Consider the following 23,512-nt stretch of genomic DNA (forward strand, 5'->3'; position numbering starts at 1 on the left):
ATTCCGTGTTCATCAAACCACATATAGTTCACTGCCGCATAGGCAGCTTAGAAAGTCAGTTACACCGCCAGAGGGCTGGCTGGAGTGTTCACTGCCGCATAGGCAGCTTAGAAAACTCGATACCACGATCAAAGATAACGCGATCAGTTCACTGCCGCATAGGCAGCTTAGAAAGCAGCTAAAACGCCAGCCTCTGGGGTTGGAAAGTTCACTGCCGCATAGGCAGCTTAGAAAAGATTACCAGCAGATTGAGGCGGATATAGAGGGTTCACTGCCGCATAGGCAGCTTAGAAAAGAGAAACGCATTTCTCCCGCGCCAGCCGCGAGTTCACTGCCGTATAGGCAGCTTAGAAATTGATTTCGCCGCCGCTTGGCTACCGTCGAGGGTTCACTGCCGCACAGGCAGCTTAGAAATGTAACCAGCTTCGCTGGGCTTCCGGCGGGATGTTCACTGCCGTATAGGCAGCTTAGAAAAATGTTCCAGTGATTTGAGAGGAACTCCTTCGGTTCACTGCCGCACAGGCAGCTTAGAAAGCAATTGCTGAAATCGATGCACAAGCGGCTGTGTTCACTGCCGTACAGGCAGCTAGATGCTTATCGGGATGCGTCGCTGGCGCGACACATTTCGTGGCGTTATTCCCCGTTGAGCGTGACAACCAGCGAGCGGCTGCCGCCGTGGTTGCGGTGTTCGCACAGGTAGATGCCCTGCCAGGTGCCGATGTTCAGGCGTCCGTTGGTGATGGGGATCGTCAGGCTGTTTCCCAGCAAGCTGCCTTTCAGGTGCGCGGGCATGTCGTCGCTACCTTCATACGTATGGCGGTAGTACGGTTCATCCTCCAGCACTAAGCGATTAAAGAAACTCTCGAAATCCTGCCGCACCGTAGGGTCGGCATTCTCGTTAATCGTCAGCGCTGCCGAGGTGTGCTTGATGAATATCTGCATCAACCCGACGTTTATCTGGCGCAGTGCGGTGACCTGCGCCAGTATCTCGTCGGTCACCAGATGGAAGCCTCTGCTTTTCGGCTTCAGGCGGATTTCATATTGCGTCCACATCGGAGTCCCCTGCTATCAGGCTTCACGCGCCAGAATAGGTCGCAGGAAGCGCGCAGTGTGAGACTGTTCGCACTCCGCCACCGTTTCCGGCGTGCCGGAGACTAGAATTTCTCCGCCGCCGCTGCCGCCTTCCGGCCCTAAGTCGACAATCCAGTCCGCCGTTTTAATCACATCCAGATTGTGTTCAATCACCACGATGGTATTGCCCTGATCGCGCAACTGATGCAGAACGGTAAGAAGCTGCTGAATATCGGCAAAGTGCAGGCCGGTTGTCGGTTCGTCGAGAATATACAGCGTCTGCCCGGTGCCGCGTTTCGACAGCTCGCGCGACAGTTTCACACGCTGCGCTTCCCCACCGGATAGCGTGGTGGCCGACTGCCCAAGGCGAATGTAGGACAGGCCGACGTCGATCAGGGTTTGCAGTTTCCGCGCCAGCGCAGGAATGGCATCAAAGAACCCTCGCGCCTCTTCAATGGTCATATCCAGCACTTCATGAATGCCTTTGCCTTTGTATTGAATCTCCAGCGTTTCGCGGTTATAGCGCTTGCCTTTGCACTGGTCACACGGCACATAGACATCCGGCAGGAAGTGCATTTCGACCTTAATCACGCCGTCGCCCTGACAGGCTTCGCAGCGCCCGCCGCGCACGTTAAAGCTGAAACGGCCGGGGTTGTAGCCACGAGTACGGGCTTCCGGCACGCCAGCAAACAGTTCACGAATCGGCGTGAAAATACCGGTATAAGTTGCGGGGTTAGAGCGCGGCGTACGGCCAATCGGGCTTTGATCAATATCGATCACCTTATCGAAATGCTCCAGTCCCTGAATCTCGCGGTGCGCGGCAGGCTCTACCAGCGTTGCACCGTTCAACTGGCGCTGCGCCAGTGGGAACAAGGTATCGTTGATAAGGGTCGATTTGCCCGATCCCGATACCCCAGTGATGCAGGTAAACAGCCCAACCGGCAGCGTCAGCGTGACGTCTTTCAGGTTGTTGCCCTTCGCACCAATCAGCTTGAGCACTTTGGTCGGATCCGCAGGCACGCGCTGCTTCGGTATTTCAATCTTGCGTTTACCGCTGAGGAACTGCCCCGTCAGCGAATCCGGCACCGCCATGATCTCTTCCATCGTGCCTTCTGCGACAATCTGCCCGCCATGCACGCCCGCGCCGGGGCCGATATCAATCACATGGTCAGCGGCACGAATCGCGTCTTCATCATGCTCAACCACAATGACGGTATTGCCCAGATTACGCAGGTGAATCAGGGTTTCCAGCAGGCGCTCGTTATCACGCTGATGCAGGCCGATAGACGGTTCATCCAGTACGTACATCACGCCAACCAGCCCGGCACCGATCTGGCTTGCCAGACGAATGCGCTGCGCCTCGCCGCCGGACAGCGTTTCCGCCGAACGGGAGAGTGACAAATAGTTCAGCCCGACATTCACCAGAAACTTGAGTCGATCGCCGATCTCTTTTAGCACTTTCTCGGCGATTTGGGCGCGTTGCCCGCTGAGCTTCATATTCTGGAAAAACGTCATCGCATGGCCGATGCTCATATCGGAAATCTGCGGCAGCGTCGTCTGCTCGACAAACACGTTACGCGCTTCTTCACGCAGACGCGTTCCGCCACAGCTGGCGCAGGAACGGTTACTGATGAATTTCGCCAGCTCTTCGCGCACCGCCGTGGATTCCGTCTCTTTATAACGGCGCTCCATGTTGTGCAGCACGCCTTCGAACGGATGGCGACGTATCGAGGTGTCGCCGCGATCGTTGATATATTTGAATTCGACGTTCTCTTTACCGGAGCCGTACAGGATCACTTTCTGAACCGCGGCGCTCAGGCTTTCAAACGGGGCATCGACGTCAAATTTGTAGTGCTCTGCCAGTGAGCGCAGCATTTGAAAATAGTAGAAGTTGCGGCGATCCCAGCCGCGAATCGCGCCGCCTGCCAGCGACAGCTCGGCATTTTGCACCACGCGGGACGGATCGAAGAACTGCTGTACACCCAGACCATCACAGCTTGGGCACGCGCCCGCCGGGTTATTGAACGAGAACATGCGCGGTTCCAGCTCATGCATGCTGTAGCCACACACCGGACAGGCAAAGTTCGCCGAGAACAGCAGTTCAGGCTGCGTCGGGTCGTCCATATCCGCGACCACCACGCTACCACCAGACAGATCCAGCGCGGTTTCGAATGACTCCGCCAGCCGCTGCGCCAAATCGTCGCGCACTTTAAACCGGTCAACGACAACTTCAATAGTGTGCTTTTTCTGTAATTCCAGCTTCGGCGGATCGGACAGATCGCACACTTCGCCGTCGATACGGGCGCGGATATAGCCCTGTGACGCCAGGTTTTCCAGCGTCTTGCTGTGTTCGCCTTTGCGATCTTTCACAATCGGCGCCAGCAGCATCAGGCGTTTGCCTTCCGGCTGCGCCAGCACGTTGTCGACCATCTGGCTGACCGTTTGCGCATCCAGCGGCACATCGTGCTCTGGGCAGCGCGGCTCACCCACGCGAGCAAACAGCAAACGCAGGTAGTCATGAATTTCGGTAATCGTCCCGACCGTGGAACGCGGGTTATGCGAGGTGGATTTCTGTTCGATAGAGATGGCGGGCGATAGCCCTTCTATATGATCGACGTCCGGTTTTTCCATCAGCGACAGGAACTGACGGGCGTAGGCGGAGAGTGATTCCACATAGCGCCGCTGCCCTTCGGCATACAGCGTGTCAAACGCCAGCGATGACTTACCCGAACCAGACAGACCGGTGATTACGATCAGTTTGTCACGAGGGATTATCAGGTTGATATTCTTGAGATTATGGGTACGAGCACCACGAACTTCGATCTTATCCATTCACACACTTCCCGGAATAAAAACGGTTTGTCATCGCCTCTCGAACGGAGAGAACCGGTACGAAACGAGCAATTATGGCACAAAAAAAACTGAATGGATATCCAGTATTAAACCCGTTTACCTTGCAAACGCTGCAAATATTACTTTCATTTCGGAAGCCATTTCGCAGGTATGATACAAATGTGTATCATGATAAAATTGATCGTTTAGACTTACATAAATTGATTCATCAGGAGACACGAGCATGGCCAGCAGAGGCGTTAATAAAGTGATTCTTGTCGGGAATCTGGGTCAAGACCCGGAAGTCCGCTATATGCCGAATGGTGGTGCAGTTGCCAACATCACGCTGGCTACGTCGGAAAGCTGGCGTGACAAGCAAACCGGTGAGCAGAAAGAGAAGACCGAGTGGCACCGTGTGGTTCTGTTCGGCAAACTGGCAGAAGTCGCAGGCGAATACCTGCGCAAAGGCTCTCAGGTTTACATCGAAGGCGCACTGCAAACCCGTAAATGGGCCGATCAGGCTGGCGTAGAACGTTACACCACAGAAGTAGTTGTTAACGTCGGCGGCACCATGCAAATGCTGGGTGGACGCCAGAGCGGCGGCGCACCAGCAGGCGGTGGCAGTGCAGGTGGCGGCCAGCAACAAGGCGGTTGGGGTCAACCTCAGCAGCCGCAGGGCGGCAACCAGTTCAGCGGCGGCGCGCAATCTCAGCAGCGCCCGGCACAGAACAGCGCTCCAGCGCAAAGCAACGAACCACCAATGGATTTCGACGACGACATTCCGTTTTAAAGTTGACCTTAGTAATTATTTTCAGTAATTCCATTAAAAGCCTCGTTTCTTGCGAGGCTTTTTTATAAAAATCTACGTAGCGAAGATTTGCACGACCAACCATTTTTATAATTGATAATTTTTTATTTTTATTAGATTCCCAGAAATTTAAACACCTATTAAAAAAAATTAAATATACCCGTCATACTTCAATTTGCATGTGCGTTGGCTTCGCTCAGTCATACGAATCACTTACTTGAGTAAGCTCATCAGGATTCCCACACTTGTCGCCACCTGAAGCTCAAATTATTTAGAGTATATATCCTATCTAATAAAAAACACTGACAGTATATTATTATCAATGAAATAATGATCACATTAACAAACCGACATTCACTCAAACAACAAAGTAAATAAAATAAACAAAAACAGTGAATTAAATATTTTCATTCAACATTACACTTAGACACATTGACAGGTGAAATTATTTACCTATAACTTATATCACGAGTTTTTCATTGAGTTCACCAACAATACCCTGCATTACTATTTACCAAGAAGTGCACATTAACACCTAAAATAATTTGAGTTGCATAAACGCGAAAAATTAACGTAATTGCAGCTTGAAGTATGACGGGTATACTCATTTATCAATTGAGGTTTAAATTATGCCTAATACTAAATTTTCCGTTGTCAGTGTTAATTCCGGTTCAACTCAAAGCGTTGAATTTGGTACACGTGTTATTAATGCGTCAGTAGCGGTTCAAGGTTTTAATGTTTCTTATGGGAATACCGATCATCATCTGAAAACTATGGATGTTTCCAGTGCGATTGCAGGAATCAGCGGTAGTCAGGTTACCGTGTCCGCAACTTGTTTTATGGAAGATAAATCAAATAACAAAGTTTCCGGCACGGTACGCGTTCTCATTATTGCCGAATGTGATTCTTAATTAACACACGACTTCGACACCTAGTTATCGCAGGCAGCCTTGCTGTCTGCGATAACTTTTTAATAGAAATTAAATAGCCATAACGAACTGGCAGTGCCATTAACGACCTCATCAAGCCAATAATCCATCCATTGATACATTACCCCTAGCGATGGCGTTCTATTTAAAGGATGCAAAAATGAGTGATAAAACGAATAGTCAAATACCTCAAATACGCCCAACACAGTTTGGTAATAGTGAAAATAATCTATTCACAGACAGCGTAAACCTCTTCCGGGGCGACGTTAACCTATCACTCGATCTGGTGGCACTCAAAGGGAGAAATCAGCTTGATGTGAAAGTGACAGCATCCTATGGGAGTAATGTAAAAAATGAAATTGATCAATCAAATGTCAGTGCACCAACAGGAATATTAGGTTTAGGCTGGAAACTCCCTTTTGACAGAATCGAAGTCGATGAACGAGGCAACGCTTCACAAGGTGACAACGTTTATCAAATTTATATTAACAATAGTGCGACTGAACTTGTCAGAACAACAAGTGAATGGAAACGTGCAACACTATCAAACAGTAGCATTAATGCGCTTAATCAAGGGAAAGTGGATGTCACCATTCAGTCTCAGTTTATTGATGCTGGATTAGCAATAGATAGCAATGCCAGCGCCAAGACCATTGAACAAAATCGGCAATGGAAAATAACCGATATTAAAAACCAACGAATATTTATCGTCGAGAATAAAGACTCACAGTTGAGCGTCTATTCCGGTGGTGCTGCTTTTGAATGTTTTCAATATGATTTCAGTAAAATTATTTATTACTCTGAGTTCGAGCGTTGGGAAATCGTTAAAGATGATGGAACCAGCTATTTTTATGGTGGAATGACACCGAATCAAAATGCGATTCAATGGAAGGTTAGATGGGGTAACTGGTCAGGGCAATCCGCACTGACGCATTCGCAAGATAACACCTTATTGCAATCACGTTATCCGTCTGCCTGGAATCTGGCTCAGGTCGAGAATCTCTGGGGAGATACCATCAGCTTTCGCTATGATGTTGTGGAACAGCGCGTGGGTGAGAAAGGATTGTATTTCACCAAAGCCTGTTATCTCACCACAATAACCGATATGTTTAACCGTACTGTAAATTTAAATTATAAGGAAAAACAGTACGATATTAACAATTCCGCCGCCCCACGCGAATATCTTTCCCCCCACGATAATACACCTTATACCCAGGTTCCCAAGAATGACCCCGGCCCTTATCAGGACCGATACGAAACGCGTTATCTGGACAATATCGTCGTCAATAACGCACAAGGCACCCTGCTCTATTCCGTGCAGTTGAGTTATGATTCCACGAGCAATTTTAGCCACTATGAAAAAAATAACGCGCTCTATGGCGATACGGTAAAACGCACGCTGACCAGCATACAACGACGTTATGCCAATCACTGTGCCCTACCAGCTTTGCAACTAAGTTACTGGCCGCCAAACGCCGTGAATGCAGGCGCATTGAGCAGCGCGATTACACCTGACGGGGCAGAAATTACTTATCGCTATAAGCAGCAGACGTTACCTTTGTGTGACCGACAGCGGCAAATCAGCAATCCCTGGCCCCGCGCCGCGAAACCACGCATCTGGTTCGGCGCAGATTATGTCGTGAGCGTCTGGTTAAACGAATCTACCGATCAGATTCACGTCACGCTCTATACCTGGCTGGGTCGATGGCAGCAATGGATACCCAAACAGCAGATCATTAAGGCCGCGTTCGATATCAACAGCGTGAATGTGATTACCGGTACTGATTTTGCCTGTCTGACTTATTCCAGCCCGCAGAATGGAAAATCCTGGGTACACGTTTACCATAAAGACAATCGCAAATGGGGCGAATGGCTCGAAGCTGCGCCGATAGGCGCGGAAACCGCTCATTTGCAACTTGCCGCAGGTGATAATTTCCTCATCACCTGCGATGGAAGTCACCGCATTCTGATGCGCTACACGTGGGACGCTTTTTCCAAGGTTTGGATCACTGAAAACCGTTCGGGCGATCTGCCCGTAGGCAAGCCCAACAATAAGCCTTTCATTACCGCCGCCAACAAACATTATGCGGTTCTGGACTATGACTCGCAAAGCTCGGATAGTCGCCGCAATCCCCTCACTCTCTACTATCAGGACAGCGATAACCATTGGCAGACCGGTGCCTCCACTACGCTGGCGTTCACCATTGGGGGTTACCGCCCAGAAAGCAGCTTTGGTTTTACCAGTAGCGCGTCGTTTATCGCATTGACCTACATCACTCAGGAAGCCTCACTCAGCGTTGATTACATCGTCAAGGCTGTGGAGTGGGATGAAAATTTCAACGCCATAACCAGCCATGATTTCCCCTGCAAGCTCCCGAAAAGCAACCCGTCGAAAGTCATCACCATTCCGTTTCTCGCCAGATTCGTGAATAACAGTATGATTGCCTCTGGCCCTTATTTACTGCGTTATAACGGAAAAGCCTGGCTGTTCAACAAAAGTCTGTACTTCCGAGATACCTGTACCGATCAGGATATCAATTGGTATGCCTACGGGGGCGATTACGCCATCGCCGTAAGCAACCGGGAATCCGCTGTTCAGGCCAAGCTCCTTGCCTACGATCCCACGACACAAATCACCCGCTGGGATACCACTCCAACCGATTTGTATAGCAAGGATGGTCCGACATCATCGCGGAAAATACACTTCTTCCCTACGGCGGGAGCTGATATTGCGACGATGGGAAATCGCATTTATCACCGCGGATCGTGGTGCAACTGGCAGGATGCTGTGGGCCAGTATCAGGAAGTGCCTTACGAAATAGACAGCACCACCATGATCAATCAGGGGCCGCGTTTTATTTCTTATCTGAATCTGGCAGGTAGCACCGCCAAAAACACGTCCGTCTGGCCCTTTAAAAATCAAATTCTGGCTAATGAAGATGTGATTGCACAGCGCTACTTTACGCAGATAGACGCCAACGGATCGCTTAAAGCCAACGTTAACGGGCAGTATCCTGCCGGACTGTCCACGTTCGTGACCTATCAGCCGTTGGACAAAAACTTTGACAGCGCGGAAACCCTGACGCTTAACCGTTATCTGGATAATACGTTACAAGGTTCGCTGGTCGATTACTGCGTGGATTCCGTTAGCATCAATGACGGTTACACCACCAGCACCACGAAATATGTTTTTGACCTCAACAGTGCAACGTGTGACCCAACAGGCACCGTGTTCAAGTACTACAAAAGTACCTGCTATCCGGGCACGGAGACCACCAGCACGCCGCGCTTCGGCTACACCGAAAATCACTATTTCAACGGGCTAACCGCACAAAATACTGCCTCCAGCCAGAAAGTACGTGCCGCAGACAGTGACGCTTCCGGCCTGTTAGACGGACAGTTGATCGAACAAAAAACCTTCGACAGCCGCGGCAATGTGCTTATCCATGAGCAGAAAAGAATCGAGGTATTTACCACGCAGGTTCAAGATGGCGTACCACACGAGCTATTCGGCGGTTACCTCCGTTGTATCAGCAATACCACGATTAACGACGGGTTACTGACGGCAACGAACTATGTCTATGACAGCCAGTTCGGCAAGGTTATCGAAGAAGCGTTCGATAACGTCACGCGTGACGGAACGATAGAAACCGTCGGCAAGCACTATGATTACGCCTATCAAAGCTACCCGTGGTTCTTGTTTAAGAACGTGATTGACGTGCCTTTCACACAGTTTGATTCTGTTGTCACGCCAGCGCCTGGCACAGAGAAAGAACTGATTGGCGGGAGCCTGCAACAATACACTGCCTATGCACGACGCGATCCCACCTCTGGCGCTCCTGCACCTACCGTGTGGGCAGCGAATGATGCCTACGTGCTACAACAAGCGATCGACGATATCGCAGCCTCAAACCCACGCTTCACCGATGCAGATCCCGGCACGCAGTGGCAGATCGTAAACCGCGTTCTTCACAGAAATTTTTATGGCGCAATTACCTGTCAGAAAAATGCCACAGAACAAATCGACAGCACGCTGTGGGATAGCAGTGCCATTCTACCTGTCGCCGAGTTTACCAGCGCGGGTGAAGACGAGTGCGACTTCGTTGGATTCGAACCTTACGAAACGTACCTCACAACCTGGCAGCTCGCACGAGGTAAGGGAAAGCTGCCCGACTACATTATTTCCGGCGATGCCCACACCGGTAGCCGTAGCTTTAAACTGGCAGGGGGCAGCACGCTGGCACGAACTACACCATTGCAACAATCGCAAACGACGATCGTGTCTGGGTGGATCAAAGCAGAGAAAGGCTTTCATGCCAACACCGGGGATGTCTATCTGGAAACACGATCCGGATCCGGAAGCGTCAAAAAGACGATCATCACGCCTTCCAGTGAAGGAGTCTGGCTGTATTGGCAGGTCGTGGTCGAGGCTAGCAGCGTAACCCGCCAACCGCTCACCGTGGCGCTGGTTAATGACAAATCGACGGCATCGCTTTTGATTAACAACATCAGCATTACGCCGCTGGTCAGCACCATGAAGGCGAAGTTCTACGATCTGACCTACTGGGATGAAACCGCCACGCTGGGTAATAATGCCGATATTATGCGCTATGGCTACGATCCTCTGCGCCAGAAATTCACCGAGATAGGCCCGCAGGAAAACAGTAAAAAAGGGGCGGTGAGCTATGCTACCCGCAGTTGGAATACCGCGCAGCCCTTTATCTATCCGCAAAACGATCCTTCCAGCAGTTGCGACATTCTGCCAGCAGAAGGGGGGCTTTATGAAACCTTTATGAACGGCGAGCAGACCTGGGACCGCTGGCAGCGGGATTCGGCGAGTGCCTGGCATCTCGATAACGGCCAACTCTCCCACCGTAACGCTACGCTTAACAGCATCACGTGGCTCCCAACACAGCAACAGGGCAGCTACGCCGTGGGATGTACACTAACCTCTTCAGCGCCGCAAGCAGTGTCGTTTGCTATCGCCATTGGTAAATCCGTTAATGCAAAATGGAATGCCGTAACCGGTTGGAGTTTGGAGCTAGGTGGTCAGACTTACAAAAACAGCGCGGTAAACGGCAGCGTGCCTACGACAGTCCTGCTGATCCCCATCAGCGGTGGCGTGCTGCTGTTGGCTGATGGGCGACAGGTCTTCGCAGTACAAAGTCAAATCGCCATCAGCGGGGAGTGTGTGCTATCAGCACAAGGCGAGCTGAACATTGCCAACCCAGTGACTTATCGTTCACCCCAGCTCTCCATGATCTATAAAAATGGCAATCGCCGCGACATGCAGTATCAGGTGTTAAATGACACCCGTTGTCTGGTCAAAGAAAAATGCTATGACGCGCTGGGTAATTGCGTCGCGGAAACCAAAATTGCGGCGTTTGACAACACCCTGTTAGGTTACCGCAAAGACTTTGTCAGCAGGCTGGATAGCATCACTGGCGTAATGAGCGGGGAAGTCAGCAATTTTTACTCCGAAGATGAAGGTTACCCCTACAGCGGCACGCGTTACGAAGCGTCTTCGCTTAGTCGCCCCGTTAAGAAAGGCTTACCGGGTAAGGCATTTGCCACCACCGAAAGCAACAGTCATGTCACACAATATAGTTACGCTGTGACCGATCAGAAGAGCGTAGCAAACATTCCCTATCGTGCGGGTGAACTGCTGGTTACTGCACTGACCGATGCCAACGGATCGCAGGTACTGGCGATTCAGGATCGTCGCGGGCAAGTACTGGGTAAACAGACCACCGCTGGCGGCGCACAGCTTGATGCCGTGCAGCAAGTGTTCGACACCGCTGGGAATATCAGCAAGATTTTGCATCCAAACGATTTCTCCGCGTCCGGTAATCACGAGGTCTATACTACCCATAATCAGTACAACTTCCTCGGTCAACTCACCGCGAGAACCACACAGGATGCGGGAGAGACGCGCTATATCTACGATTCTGCGGGTCGTCTGCGCTTCAGCTCGACGCCGCTCACGCTTGCCGCAGGCACGGTGCTCTACAAGAAATATGATGTGCTGGGACGGATCAGCGAAGAAGGCGAGATCCAACAAACCTGGGGAGATGGATCGCATTTACAGATCATTGCCGATACCGATCCTGACTATCCACAGTACGATCGGTGGGAAACCAAGAACTACTATGACGGTACGGGCGACGATCCCACGCAGCGCGGGCGCTTGTGGAAAACCGAAAAACGTAATCCAGACGACTGCCTGATTGAAAACAGCTACGGTTACGACGTCTACGGCAATACCGTGGTATCTACGTTAAACGTACCAGGAGAAAGTGCACAGACCACCAGCTATCGCTACAACAATCTGGGGAATATTGCCGAGATCCACTACCCCGCTGGATCGGCTGTTCCTCAGGTCGTCTACACATACAATGATATTGGGCAAAACGTAGCGATTGGCACGGAGCAGACGCCGGATAAGTTCGCCCGCTACCGTTACCACGCCGATGGCAGTCTGGCGCAAGAACAGCTTAATACGACCGGTAGCAGGCCACTCACGCGCGCCGTCAGCTATAACTCACCGGGCTGGATTACCGCGATAGATAACCAGTATGCCGACGGTAGCCCACTGCTTAAACACCGTTTTAGCTATACGTCAGAGGGTTATAACGGTGCAGGCTACTATAATGGGAATATTGCCAGTGCAACGCTCGACAATGCCATCGCGCCGGATCGCTCATTTATCTACCGCTATCAATACGATCAACGTAGCCAGTTAATGGTGGCACAACACAGTGTTCATCCTGAGTACAGTCTGGGCATCGGCGATCCACTAGCCTTCGATCCTAACGGCAATATTTTATCCCTCAAGAGAGGTAACGCGCTTTATACCTATGATTACCAGAAAGACACCAACAAGGTGATGGCGGTCAAACAGGGAAGCACAGTCACACAGTGCTACCAATATGACACCGTCGGTAATGTGAGCGCATCTTCACACCGTCATATTTCACAGATTGCCTACAACACGCTGAATAATTTGCCACTACATGTCGCATTGGAAGATGGCAACGCGCTCACACTGGCCTATAACGGAATCAATCAGCGTGTGCTCAAAAAACACAGCGATGGCAGCCAAACCCTCTATGTACATGGGTTAAGTCACTCTCCGCTGGTGGAATCTGGTAACAGTCGAACCCAATACATTTATGGAATTGGTGGCCTGTTACTGATCGTGCAGGACGGTGAATCCCTCTACGTGTTGAAAGATCAGCAAGGCTCGGTACGGGCGGTCATCGCAGAGGACGGTACGGTAAAAACCATGCTGGATTACATGCCGTTCGGCCAACGACTGCCCAACAGCGTAGGGACACCAGAGATCGTCCGCTATCGCTTCACCGGTCAGGAGTTTGACGGCGAGTTGGCACTCTATAACTATCGTGCCAGATTCTACGATCCTGAACTAGGGCGCTTCTACTCCTGCGATCCCAGATTCCAATACGCGAGCCCTTTCGTTTACGCGAACAATAATCCGGTCAACCAGACCGATCCCTCCGGCGAAATCGCGCCTATTCTGGCCATACTGATCGCGGGAGCCGTCATTGGCGCGTTAATCGGCGGGGGAACCGCCCTCTACACCGGACTGAAAGCCGATCTCTCTGGCGGTGCGCTTGTCGGTTACGTTGCATTGGATATCGGGATTGGTGCCGCAGCAGGCGCATTATCCGCGGCGGGGGGCGTCGGCGCGTTTGCCGCTGGCTCTGCGGCTGCGGCTGCCACTACCACAACCGCAGGGGGAATTGCTGCGGGCATTGCAGCAGGTGCCGCCGTTGGCGGTGCGGTAGGTGGCGTCGTCGGTGCGGCACAGGGCGTCAGCCAGCATTTCGTCAACGATGCCTTTGGCGTAGCAAATAACGGTAGCTGGCAAGACGCCATGATTGGCGGCTTAATCACCGGAGCCATCGGTGGAGCCATTGCTGGGGGCGTGTCCGGTGCAGGAGGCGCGATTGCCGTCCAACAAGCTGCCCGCTTCGCGGAACTCAGCGGGCAGGCAGTGTCTTTCAGCCCATCATCACTCACCCAAGTCAGCGAGGCCTATAGCTCATTTGGTTCGATGGGCATTATCCCGCTGCCATCATTTGTCAGCCGTATACCTAATGTCAATGCACCGATAATCGGTCGACTGCAAACCTTCGTGTTGAGCAAATTCAGTCTGCCAACACTCAGTGCTCTCCCCAAAGCCGCTGCGCAGAAAGCGGTATCGCCACTGTTGCCAACGTCCGGCGGCAGTGGACATTCATCATCACAGCAAAGCCAGCTCGGCACGTTTTACGGACAGCAAGCCTATAACCCATCAATGAGCGGTAGTGTAGGTATGCAACCCGCGCTAATCATGAATCCTTCAAGCTGGAACAACGACCAAGCATAACGGTATTGCAGATGAGGAAAGTCGTCTTTCCTCATCTGTCCGAAGAACGAAAAGGGGGAATGAGAATGGACTACGCATCGATTCGTTATAATCAGGTTCAGCAAAAGAGCAGCCACAACGCCTATCAGCGCACAGAAGGTTACCCTTGTCAGGCGCTTTACTGGCGAATTCGCTCTTTAGAGATTGATATTCATAACAGCAACAGCAGCGCTGGATGGCCGCAACTCAATGGCAACTGGTACGTTTATCATATTGCCGTCGTCGATCAAGCAACCTCAGTCAATACGCTGGTCGATGCACTGGATACCCTGCACGCTTTTCATCTGGCCGTACCCAACCACGAAGTCATCACCATCTGGCTGGATCTAAAAGACGATTTTGTTAAGGAAAGGAACCAGACGCCAGCATCACTGGATAATTTGATCGCCACTAAACTAGGCAGAGAGAACATCTGGGGGCCGCCAGATTTAATCCAAAACGCATTATCACTTCAGGCTGCCATTGCCGACAACCAATGGCCGACGCTGCAAAGTTTACGCGGAAAATTTATTTTTGGTTGCACGACGGGTGATTTATCCTCACCGACATCGGTACTCAACCAGTATGTGGAGAATGGGGCAACAGCAAATCAGCGGCTGGCTTTTGTCGCACCGCAAATCACTAAATCAGACGATATTATCCGCCATAACTACGCCGTCATATTCAACCTAGCGGCTGGGAACATGTCACTGGCAAAACAGGTTTTTGCCGCAGGCTATATTAGCCGGGTTTATGGGCTCAACGGTAAAAGTGATTGGGACAGCGCGAAAAAAACGTACGCCAATCATCTGGGCACCAACAAGGTGAATGTCTACACAGATGGCTGGGCACGCACCGACCTCCCCGACACGGGCTACCCGTTCACAGGGATTGATGTCGCGCTGCCAGCGGATACGACAGAACCCGGCCAGCTCTATGCGATAAACGTTGACTCCGGAGATATTTGGAGCAAAGCCGACAGTTTCTATTTTCAGTATGACGAAGTGGACACGTCTGTCGAACATACCTTCACGGCCTTCGTCAGTAATCCTCAATCCCATACAGATGATTTTATTAAAGGCGGACTTATGGCTCGAGCGGGGGTCGCAAACGACGCTGCCTACATCGCAATATTTCAAACGGCCCGTAACGCCATTCGCATGCAGTACCGTCAGGCACAAGGTAATACATCGGAAAGAATTGACGCGCGCATTCCCAACGGTGGCAACGGCTTGCCTATCGTCGGCAACAATACACCGATCTGGTTCCAACTAACGCTCAAGTCGGGAGGAAAAACCGCTCTGGGACGTTATTCGGTAGATGGAGAACGCTGGTACGATGTCGGCAACATTACCGTGAGTCAGATGCTACCCTTGAGCGGTTGGGCGGCCAGTTCTCACAGTGCAGGCAAAGTGAAATGGCTCTTCGGCGGCGCACACGCTCCCCACAACAGTGCAGTAATCGGCAATCGCGCCAGCGGATCTTTTATTAGCAATAATGCCGAAGCTGCTAGCCTCGGCCCTTATCGCTAGTGTAGCCACCGTAAAAGCCACTGTGTCCAAGGCACTATTGCATCGTCCGCACCGATTCCCTAACCACCACCTGCCCAGCCAGTTCAGTACGCTGGGCGATACCGAGCGCCTGTGCGGGCGTCATTTGCTGCGCCAGTAGCTGTAGCGCGGCGCGGGCAATCGTCTCAAACGGCAGATGCACCGTGGTGAGTGAAACCGGCAGCATGTCGAACGGCAGAATGTCGTCCATGCCCATGACGGAAATGTCCTCCGGCACGCGCAGCCCGTGCTGATACAGCGCGTCGATCACGCCGATAGCCTGATTGTCCGCCGCACAGAAAATCGCGGTAACGCCCAATCTGTCGGGGTTAGCCGTCAGCCAGCGCAGCAGCGCATCACGTGCCGTGCGCGGGTGGAAATCAGGCAGCGACAGAATTAGATCCTCATCCACCGCAATGCCCGCCTGCGCGAGCGCATCCCGATAGCCGCGTTCGCGCTGTTTGATCGTCATACGCGACGTCCAGGTCAGATGCAGAATACGCGTGTGCCCTTGTTCGATCAGATAACGCACCGCGGCGGCGGCGGCATAGTGGTTGGCGGGCGTGACGCTGCTCAGGCGCATGGAGGGATCTTCCCCGTTGATCAGCACCGCCGGAATACCACTTTCCGCCACGGCGTTCAGCAGCGTTGGATGATCGTCATTCACGATCAGAATGCCGCTCTCTTTTCCGCCCTGAAGCTCACGCAACAGCTGCTGTTCGTTAATGGTATCGTGCTCCCCCAGAAACGGGCGAAGCTGGATATTACGTTGCAAACACAGCGTTTTCAGGGCGTTAATCAGCGTCAGCGACACCAGATTGTACTCACTTTCCAGCATCAGGTTACGCGGCGTCGCCAGCAGGATGTGGCGCAGCGGTTCCGTCTGCGCGACGGTCGCTTTGCCCACTTTATGCAGCGGATAGCCTTGGTCGGTGGCAATCGCCATGATGTGCTGCCTGACCTTGGCGCTGATCGGTGCCGTCCCGTTCAGCGCGCGGGAAACTGTGCTGATGGAAACCCCAGCGCGGTCGGCAATATCCTTGAGTGTCGCCATTATTTCATCCCCGTGTTGGCAATCCCCGTCGTGATGTATTTTTGCAGGAAGACGAACACCGCCGTCACCGGCAGAAGCGAGAGCATCGTCATCGCCAGTATATAGTGCCACTGCACCGAGAACTGCCCCTGAAACGCATTCAGCCCGATTTGCAGCGTAAAATTGTCCTGACTGGAGAGGACGATCAGCGGCCAGAGGAAGTCGTTCCAACGCCAGATCACCGAGAAGATCGCCAGCACCGCCAGCGCGGGGGCAGTCAGCGGCAGGATGATCTTCCAGTAAATACGGAACTCGCTGGCGGCATCGATACGCGCCGCCTCGATCAGTTCATCAGGAATCGTCAGCATGTATTGCCGCAGCAGAAACACACCGGTCGGCGTCGCCACCGTGGGAATAATCACGCCCCACAGGTTATCGCCCATGTTCAGGCCAATCACCACCAGAAACGTCGGCACCATCACCACCGACAGCGGAATCATCATCGTAGAGAGAAACAGCGTCAGCACCGTACCGCGCCCGCGAAACTCGTATTTCGATAGCGCAAACGCGGCCATCGAACTGAGCAACAGGGTCAGCAGCGTCGCCATCACCGTCACGAACACGGTGTTCTTCAGGTAGGTGGCAAAGTGGAACTTCGTTATCGGCGTCGTGTAGTTCTCCGTCTCCAGATGCAAGGCCTTCATCGGCACCAGATCTTTGGTCGACACACGCACCACTTCACTCGGTGCATCCGGGTTCACCAGCTGTGCAATCAGCCCGATGCGACGTACCAGCGCCATCGTTTTCGCTTCGCCGTCTTCCTGCTTAACCTGCCACAGCTCGAGCGGCTTCGGGTACTCCGGCAGCGTGACGGTATCCGCCGCCTGCGGTAGAAAGCTGGGCGGAAAGCGGTTGATCTCCGCAGGCGTTTTGAACGACGACATCGCCGCCCACATCACCGGAATCATCACCAGCAGCGTACCCACCACCAGCCAGACCCAGCTCATAATATCCGTAATATGAATGCGCCCCGGATGACGGGTACGGGTGAGAAATGCGATTATTTTCATCATGGCTCCCGTTATTTTTTCCCTTCCAGCCGACGCGTCAGCAGGAACTGCAATGCCGTCAGAATCATCAGCACCACGCCCATCAGCACCGACGCCGCCGAGGCCAGCCCGTAAAGCGAGGCATTCGACGAGAAGGCGGTCTGGTAGATGTACTGCACGATAAAGCTGTTGGCTGTGCCGGGGCCGCCGCCGTTGGTCAGTACCCAGGCTTCATCGAAGATCTGCACGCTATTGATGGTCAGCAGAATCACCACCACCAGAATATTCGGTGCCAGCAGCGGCAACGTCAGGCGATAAAACCCCCGCCAGCGCGAGGTGCCGTCCACCGCCGCCGCCTCGTAAATATCACGCGGGATCGCCTGCAATCCGGCCAGCAGGATCAGGGTATAAAACCCGACGTGAAACCAGACAGAGACAAACACCACCCAGAAGCGCGAAAACGTTGGATCGAGCAGGAAGGTAATCGGCTGCCCGCCCAGCGACGACAGCACCAGATTCAGCAAGCCGTTGCGGTTCAGGAACCACTGCCAGATCAGGCCAACGACCACCGGCGACAGCAGCACCGGATAGAAGAACATGGCGCGGAAAAAACCACGGGCGATAATCTTGCGGTTGAGGATCAGCGCCGTCACCAGCGCCACCAGCAGCGTGCAGAGCACGTTGAAAAAGGTGAACGACACCGTGTTGTAGACACCGGTCCAGAACAGATCCTGCTCACAGGTGGATGGCTCAGCGTAGTTGCCGCAGCTCAGCAGCGTGGAAAAGTTATCCACGCCAACGTAAGGGCGTTCCCACAGCAGGATATTGGTGCCGCCGGTAAAGGCGTAGCACACCGCCAGCAGGATCGGAATAAAGACAAAAACGGCGAACAGCAGCATATTCGGTGCGATAAAAAACCACGGCATCACTTTGCGGCCACCGAGTTTTTGTAGCAGATTCACCGCTTTTTCCACTGGCGTTACCAGCTTATCGATCAGCGATCCTGCGGGCAGTAAGGCAATCTTTTTCATGTCGTCCTCTCCCGTCGCGATAATTAATGCTCGGTACAGCGCGGCAATGTGTCATCCGTTTTGCCATCGAACAGATGGCAGTACGTTGGCGGGAAGCGGACGAATACCGATTCACCCGCGGCGAACTCGCGGTGCTGCGCCAGATGGACGATCATCTCATCGTCAATGCCGCCCATCCGCCCGTAGATGAAGGTCTCATGCCCCATCATCTCGCAGCGATCGACACACAGTGCAATCCCCTCACCTTCCTCTACCAACTCACAGTGCGAAGGGCGAATGCCGAGCGTGACGTTCTGCCCGACGGTGCCGATAAACGGCAGCACCAGACGATTGCCGGACGGACACTGCACTTCGACGCCATCCGCACAGGTGGCGACGATCTGCGCCGGAAACATATTCATGCGCGGTGAACCGATGAAGCCCGCGACAAATTTGTTTTTCGGCCGATTGAACAGCTCCAACGGCGTGCCAACCTGCTCGATGCGGCCGGCGTTCAGCACCACAATGCGCTGCGCCATCGTCATCGCTTCCACCTGATCGTGAGTCACGTAAATCATGGTGGTGCGCAGCTTCTGGTGCAGGCGAGACAGCTCGCCGCGCGTCTGCACGCGCAGCTTGGCATCCAGATTGGAGAGCGGTTCATCAAACAGGAACAGGTCGGGTTCACGCACGATGGCGCGCCCAATCGCCACGCGCTGCTGCTGCCCACCCGACAGCGCACGCGGTCGGCGATCCAGATAAGGTTCCAGCCCCAGCATACGGGCGGCTTCATCAATACGACGGATGATTTCGTCTTTAGGAAAGTGCAGGTTCTCCAGCCCGAACGCGAGGTTCTTGCGCACCGAGAGGTGCGGATAGAGCGCGTAAGACTGGAACACCATCGCAATCTTGCGCTCTGCTGGCGTGAGATCGTTCACCTTGCGGTTGTCGATCAACAGCTCACCGCTGCTGATCTCTTCCAGCCCGGCAATCATGCGCAGCAGCGTGGATTTTCCACAACCCGACGGGCCGACAAAGACCATGAACTCGCCGTCATGAATCGTTAAGTCCACGCCTTTGATGATGCTCACCGCACCATAACTTTTGTGGACGTTTTTTAGTTCCAGACTCGCCATTGTCAGCCCTCGCAAACAGAATCTAACTGTGCCAATAACATCAGCATGACCAGCGCCTGCCCGTAAGGCACAGCGACATTGGGAATATCGCGATAGAACTGTAAGTCGTGTCCCATCGCCGTGCCGTCCGAGACACCTTGCACCACGCCCTGCGCGTCAATCTGCGCCACCACGGCGGCATAGCCTTTTTCCAGTACGTCCTGCGGGAAGTCGCGCAGCATGCCCAGCCGCCGCGCCGCCAGAATACCGGCGATAAACCCAGCGCTGGCGGACGTCTCCAGCGGCGAATCCGGGTCATCCAGCAGCGTGTGCCACAGGCCGGAATCGTGCTGGCAGCGCGCCAGCGTTGTCGTTTGCTGTTCCAGAATCGCTTCCAGCGTGCGCAATACCGGCGCAGACAGCAGATCCTCCGCCAGCACCCGCATTTCCGGCAGCACCAGCGTGATCCAGGCGTTACCACGTCCCCAGAACGCATTCGCATAGTGATGGCGACCAACAAACGTCCAGCCGTGATACCACAGCCCGCTGCGCACATCGGCCAGATAGCGCGCGTGCGTGACGAGCTGGTATTCCGCCTCTTCGATCAGATCGCGGCGGGAGAGTAATTTCCCCGCAACCACCAGAAACAGACCCGCCATAAACAGCGTGTCGTCCCACAGCTGTCCGGTATTCGGCCGCTCTTTTACCGTATGCTGGAAGCCGCCATCCTCGGTTTTCGGCAGCGAGTTAAGCAGCCAGTCCGCCCAATCACTCACGGTTTCGCGCCACTGCGCGGGCGCATCCGGCTTGTCCTGACACAGCAAAGCCAGCACCAGCATTGGTGCCGTCGAGTTAATCTGGCGCGGCGGCAGCCCGGCATCCAGCTTTTGCTGATACCAGTTCGCCAGCGTCGTCAGCATGGTGTCGTCCTGCGTCAGATGCGCCAGCTTCCAAAAACCGTACAGCCCGACGCCAACTTCCCAATCCCACTCTTCAAATTGAATTGTCAGCCCAGCATCCGGCGCATCGTCCTGCGTCACGCTGTCGATAGCCTTCAGGCGGCAAAACGCCCGCGCCACCTGCGCCAGCAGCACTTCGGTTTGTTGTCGGTTAAGTGAACCTGTCTGCATGTCATGGGTTTCCTGTGTTGAACTGCGGGACGACCGGGACATCGTCGGGGAAAAGGAAAGGCTGCTGCGCCACGCTGAATCCTGCCGCATAGCTAAAGGCCAGTTCGCCATAATCGGGATCGTCGATACGCACACCGTCGCTGTCCTGTATCAGCGAACGCCCTCGGAAGCGGTCAGCAAACGCGGCAAATCCCTCTGCCCCATCGCCGCTGTCCACGGCAACGAACCAGACGTTCTGTTCGCCATACGCCCGCAGTTCGCCTTCCGCCTGCTGGCCTGCGGTCGCAAACGGCTGTAATCCGGCAGGATTATGGAAGGCAGCATAGCCGTTGCCACCGCGCACAAAGCACCAGACGTCTTCAACGATGACGTCATCCAGTGCGGTTTGCGGCAGATAAAGGTGCGTCCACGGGCGGATATCCTGTTGCAGATCGAACACCATCAGCGCGCGATTACGATGTTGCATCAGGTGCGGCAAACGCCCGTTTCCCGCCCAGTAAGAAGGACGGTGTACGCCGTCGGGGCGATCTTCGCCGGGGTGGTTCACCCACAGGCGGGCGGCATAGTGCGTTCCCAGCCGCACATCCAGCAGATGCTGCTGGTGCCCATGCTCGCCGGGGTGATGATCGAAAACGGAAGAAAAGGCGACGTCGCGCTGCTTCCAGGCGATGATGCGAGCGCTGCGGTTCAGCCCCTGTACCCAGCGCGCTTCTGCACCGTGCGGCAGTGACCAGTGTGCAATCTGATTCGTCGCTTCCGGTGGCTGATAGTCGCTCAGGCACAGCAGCGGCAGCGCGGCGCAGTGCGGAATCAGCCAGCCCTCGCCCCACATCAGCGCACACAGGCCGGACAGCTCGGTCAACATGCCGGAACGCAGCTCTTTATCGTAGGCGCGCCCCATCGTGCCAACCGCGACGCCGTTCTGATGCACCCACGCCGTCATCAGCATGATGCGGTCGATCACCACGCGGGATTTCTCGCGCAGATCGGCGTCCTGAGCCAGTTCGTACAGCGCGACTAGCCCGATCAGATCGATGGGGTAATAGGCTGCCGAATTCCACTCCACCAGCCCGTGTTCCAGAATGGAATCGAACCAGCGCGTCAGGCGTTCGTGAGCTATCGTCTTCTGCTCCAGCCCGCGACGACCGCTGCACGGAAAGGTGTCATCAGGGAAGTTTTGTCCGGCCAGATACTGCGCAACGTGGAAGCACAGGCAGTGGTTTTCGCTCCAGAACCACATGGTGTCGTTGCCCGGCTCATCAATCCAGTAGCGGAAACCGAGAATCGCGCTGCGCACGCGCCGCCAGTCCTGCGGCGGCAACTGCTGTCCCTGATAGCGCTGCCACAGCCAAATCAGCGGCACCAGTTGGAAATCGGCACAGTCTTCACGACGGCTGATTTTCTGCAATGCGCTATTGAGAATCGGCGCAGCGGCATCGTTGCCCTCACCGGTTTCGACAATCGCCAGCAGCCGACCGAGGCGCTCAAAACCGTGTAACGCGGTATGGCGCAGTACCGCTTCACGCCGCGCCGCTAATGTCGGCAACGCAGGCATCGTTTGTTCAGGCAAGCGCCCAAAGCTGAGGGTGCGCGTCAGCGTAATGCCGTTGCAGGTCGCGGCGCAGACCAGATCGTAATAGCCAACCAAGATTTCGGGTAAATCCACCTGCCAGCCCAGATTGCCGGCTGGCAGCGTGTGTTGCTGCTGCCACGCAGGAACGGACTCGTTGACGTTGCCAACCAATCGGTGTGCCATCGTCACCGTTTCCGACAGCGGTTGTAAGCTATTCAGCACCAGTACGGGCGGTTGGATCAGGTTATTCTCCAGCGTCAGCCCGTTCACCCAGCCATCCAGCGCGGTCAGCTGTTCGCTGAGCGCCGCGTCTTCATCAAGCTGCCAGAAGAGCGTGTCTTCCCCCTGATAGCACAGGCTAAACAGGTAGTCAGTATCACGCTCGCACAGCTCTTCGCTGTGCACCACCAGCGTGTTCAGCCCCGCTCTCAACGACAGCGAAATCGCACAGGTTTGCTCGGTGTTGCGGGTAAACGGCGTAAAGCGGGTAACCTGTTCGCCGTTCAGCCACAGCGTGACGCCGCCGCAGGTGCTGAGCGTAAACGGTGCAACCTGCACGCTGTCGCTGTGGATCGCGCAGCGAGCAAAGCGCTGAACGTGAACCGGACACGGCCAGAAATCGCTGAAATTCACGCTGCGACTTTCATCGCCGCCGCTCCACATCAGCGGGAAATGAAGATTTTCGGGTAACGTCACTTCGCGCTTTGCCTCTTCCTGCAAAAAGCGCACGCGGCAGGGTAAAACACCGACATCGACAAAGCCGTTAATAAAGCGGTAATTCACCTTATCCGGCAGCGTATCCGGCTCGGCGAAATAACGTTTCTCCGTCAACTCGGTGATGAGAAACCGATTAATGACGCCGTTCTTCTTTAATTTCCAACCGATATTCATACGGAATCCTGTTTACGGCGTTGAAAAATAAAATAACGAAAATGTATGGCGGCACTTATTTGCACTTTCGCTGTGCACACCCTGCCAATATTTAGGGCAGCGGGTCATTCC

Annotated in this window: 12 protein-coding genes and 1 CRISPR repeat array (1 of these 13 cut by a window edge); of the genes, 4 read left to right on the forward strand and 8 right to left on the reverse strand. The window is 53.9% G+C overall.

Annotated elements, in window-relative coordinates:
- A CRISPR array of direct repeats spans positions 1 to 534; the repeat unit is 28 nt; unit sequence GTTCACTGCCGCATAGGCAGCTTAGAAA (it extends 154 nt beyond the left edge of the window).
- A 99-nt stretch (positions 535 to 633) separates the two neighbouring features.
- Both EIP93_RS18495 and uvrA read right to left on the reverse strand, forming a co-directional pair.
- Positions 634 to 1,053: a secondary thiamine-phosphate synthase enzyme YjbQ gene (locus EIP93_RS18495; RefSeq protein WP_107333432.1), complete on the reverse strand. Its 420-nt coding sequence runs from the start codon at positions 1,051 to 1,053 to the stop codon at positions 634 to 636.
- 15 nt (positions 1,054 to 1,068) lie between these two features.
- Entirely contained in the window at positions 1,069 to 3,903 is a 2,835-nt protein-coding gene (gene uvrA / locus EIP93_RS18500; RefSeq protein ID WP_125233100.1) for an excinuclease ABC subunit UvrA, read from the reverse strand.
- Between the two features lie 244 nt (positions 3,904 to 4,147).
- Between uvrA and ssb1 the strand changes: the two genes are divergently transcribed.
- The 4 genes from ssb1 to EIP93_RS18520 all read left to right on the forward strand — a co-directional run bounded on the left by ssb1 (position 4,148) and on the right by EIP93_RS18520 (position 15,582).
- On the forward strand, positions 4,148 to 4,693 hold the full coding sequence (gene ssb1, locus EIP93_RS18505; RefSeq protein WP_103942327.1) for a single-stranded DNA-binding protein SSB1: 546 nt from the start codon (positions 4,148 to 4,150) through the stop codon (positions 4,691 to 4,693).
- 647 nt (positions 4,694 to 5,340) lie between these two features.
- Positions 5,341 to 5,622: a hypothetical protein gene (locus tag EIP93_RS18510; protein ID WP_103861804.1), complete on the forward strand. Its 282-nt coding sequence runs from the start codon at positions 5,341 to 5,343 to the stop codon at positions 5,620 to 5,622.
- Positions 5,623 to 5,800: 178 nt separating this feature from the next.
- Entirely contained in the window at positions 5,801 to 14,032 is an 8,232-nt protein-coding gene (locus tag EIP93_RS18515; protein ID WP_164498018.1) for an RHS repeat domain-containing protein, read from the forward strand.
- A 65-nt stretch (positions 14,033 to 14,097) separates the two neighbouring features.
- Positions 14,098 to 15,582, forward strand: coding sequence for a Ca2+-dependent phosphoinositide-specific phospholipase C (locus tag EIP93_RS18520; protein ID WP_103971030.1), 1,485 nt, complete (start codon positions 14,098 to 14,100; stop codon positions 15,580 to 15,582).
- Positions 15,583 to 15,616: 34 nt separating this feature from the next.
- Here the strand turns inward: EIP93_RS18520 and EIP93_RS18525 are convergent, their stop codons facing one another.
- From EIP93_RS18525 to EIP93_RS18550, 6 genes are read right to left on the reverse strand one after another with little or no spacing between them, the layout of a single operon-like run.
- A complete protein-coding gene (locus tag EIP93_RS18525) occupies positions 15,617 to 16,654 on the reverse strand; it encodes a LacI family DNA-binding transcriptional regulator (RefSeq protein WP_103971031.1) in 1,038 nt (345 codons plus the stop codon).
- On the reverse strand, positions 16,654 to 17,706 hold the full coding sequence (locus tag EIP93_RS18530) for a carbohydrate ABC transporter permease (protein ID WP_010295141.1): 1,053 nt from the start codon (positions 17,704 to 17,706) through the stop codon (positions 16,654 to 16,656). The genes EIP93_RS18525 and EIP93_RS18530 overlap by 1 nt, the downstream gene beginning before the upstream one ends.
- 8 nt (positions 17,707 to 17,714) lie before the next feature.
- The gene (locus tag EIP93_RS18535; RefSeq protein ID WP_039470140.1) at positions 17,715 to 18,713 is read right to left on the reverse strand and encodes a carbohydrate ABC transporter permease; all 999 of its coding nucleotides are present in this window, start codon (positions 18,711 to 18,713) and stop codon (positions 17,715 to 17,717) included.
- A 23-nt stretch (positions 18,714 to 18,736) separates the two neighbouring features.
- The gene (locus tag EIP93_RS18540) at positions 18,737 to 19,828 is read right to left on the reverse strand and encodes an ABC transporter ATP-binding protein (RefSeq protein ID WP_103971032.1); all 1,092 of its coding nucleotides are present in this window, start codon (positions 19,826 to 19,828) and stop codon (positions 18,737 to 18,739) included.
- Between the two features lie 2 nt (positions 19,829 to 19,830).
- Complete coding sequence (gene bglB, locus EIP93_RS18545; RefSeq protein ID WP_125233102.1) at positions 19,831 to 20,937, reverse strand: beta-galactosidase BglB; 1,107 nt, start codon at positions 20,935 to 20,937, stop codon at positions 19,831 to 19,833.
- Position 20,938: 1 nt separating this feature from the next.
- A complete protein-coding gene (locus EIP93_RS18550; RefSeq protein ID WP_125233103.1) occupies positions 20,939 to 23,401 on the reverse strand; it encodes a hypothetical protein in 2,463 nt (820 codons plus the stop codon).
- Positions 23,402 to 23,512: the final 111 nt, after the last annotated feature.

The organism is Pectobacterium versatile (genome assembly GCF_003932035.1).
Classification (GTDB): domain Bacteria; phylum Pseudomonadota; class Gammaproteobacteria; order Enterobacterales; family Enterobacteriaceae; genus Pectobacterium; species Pectobacterium versatile.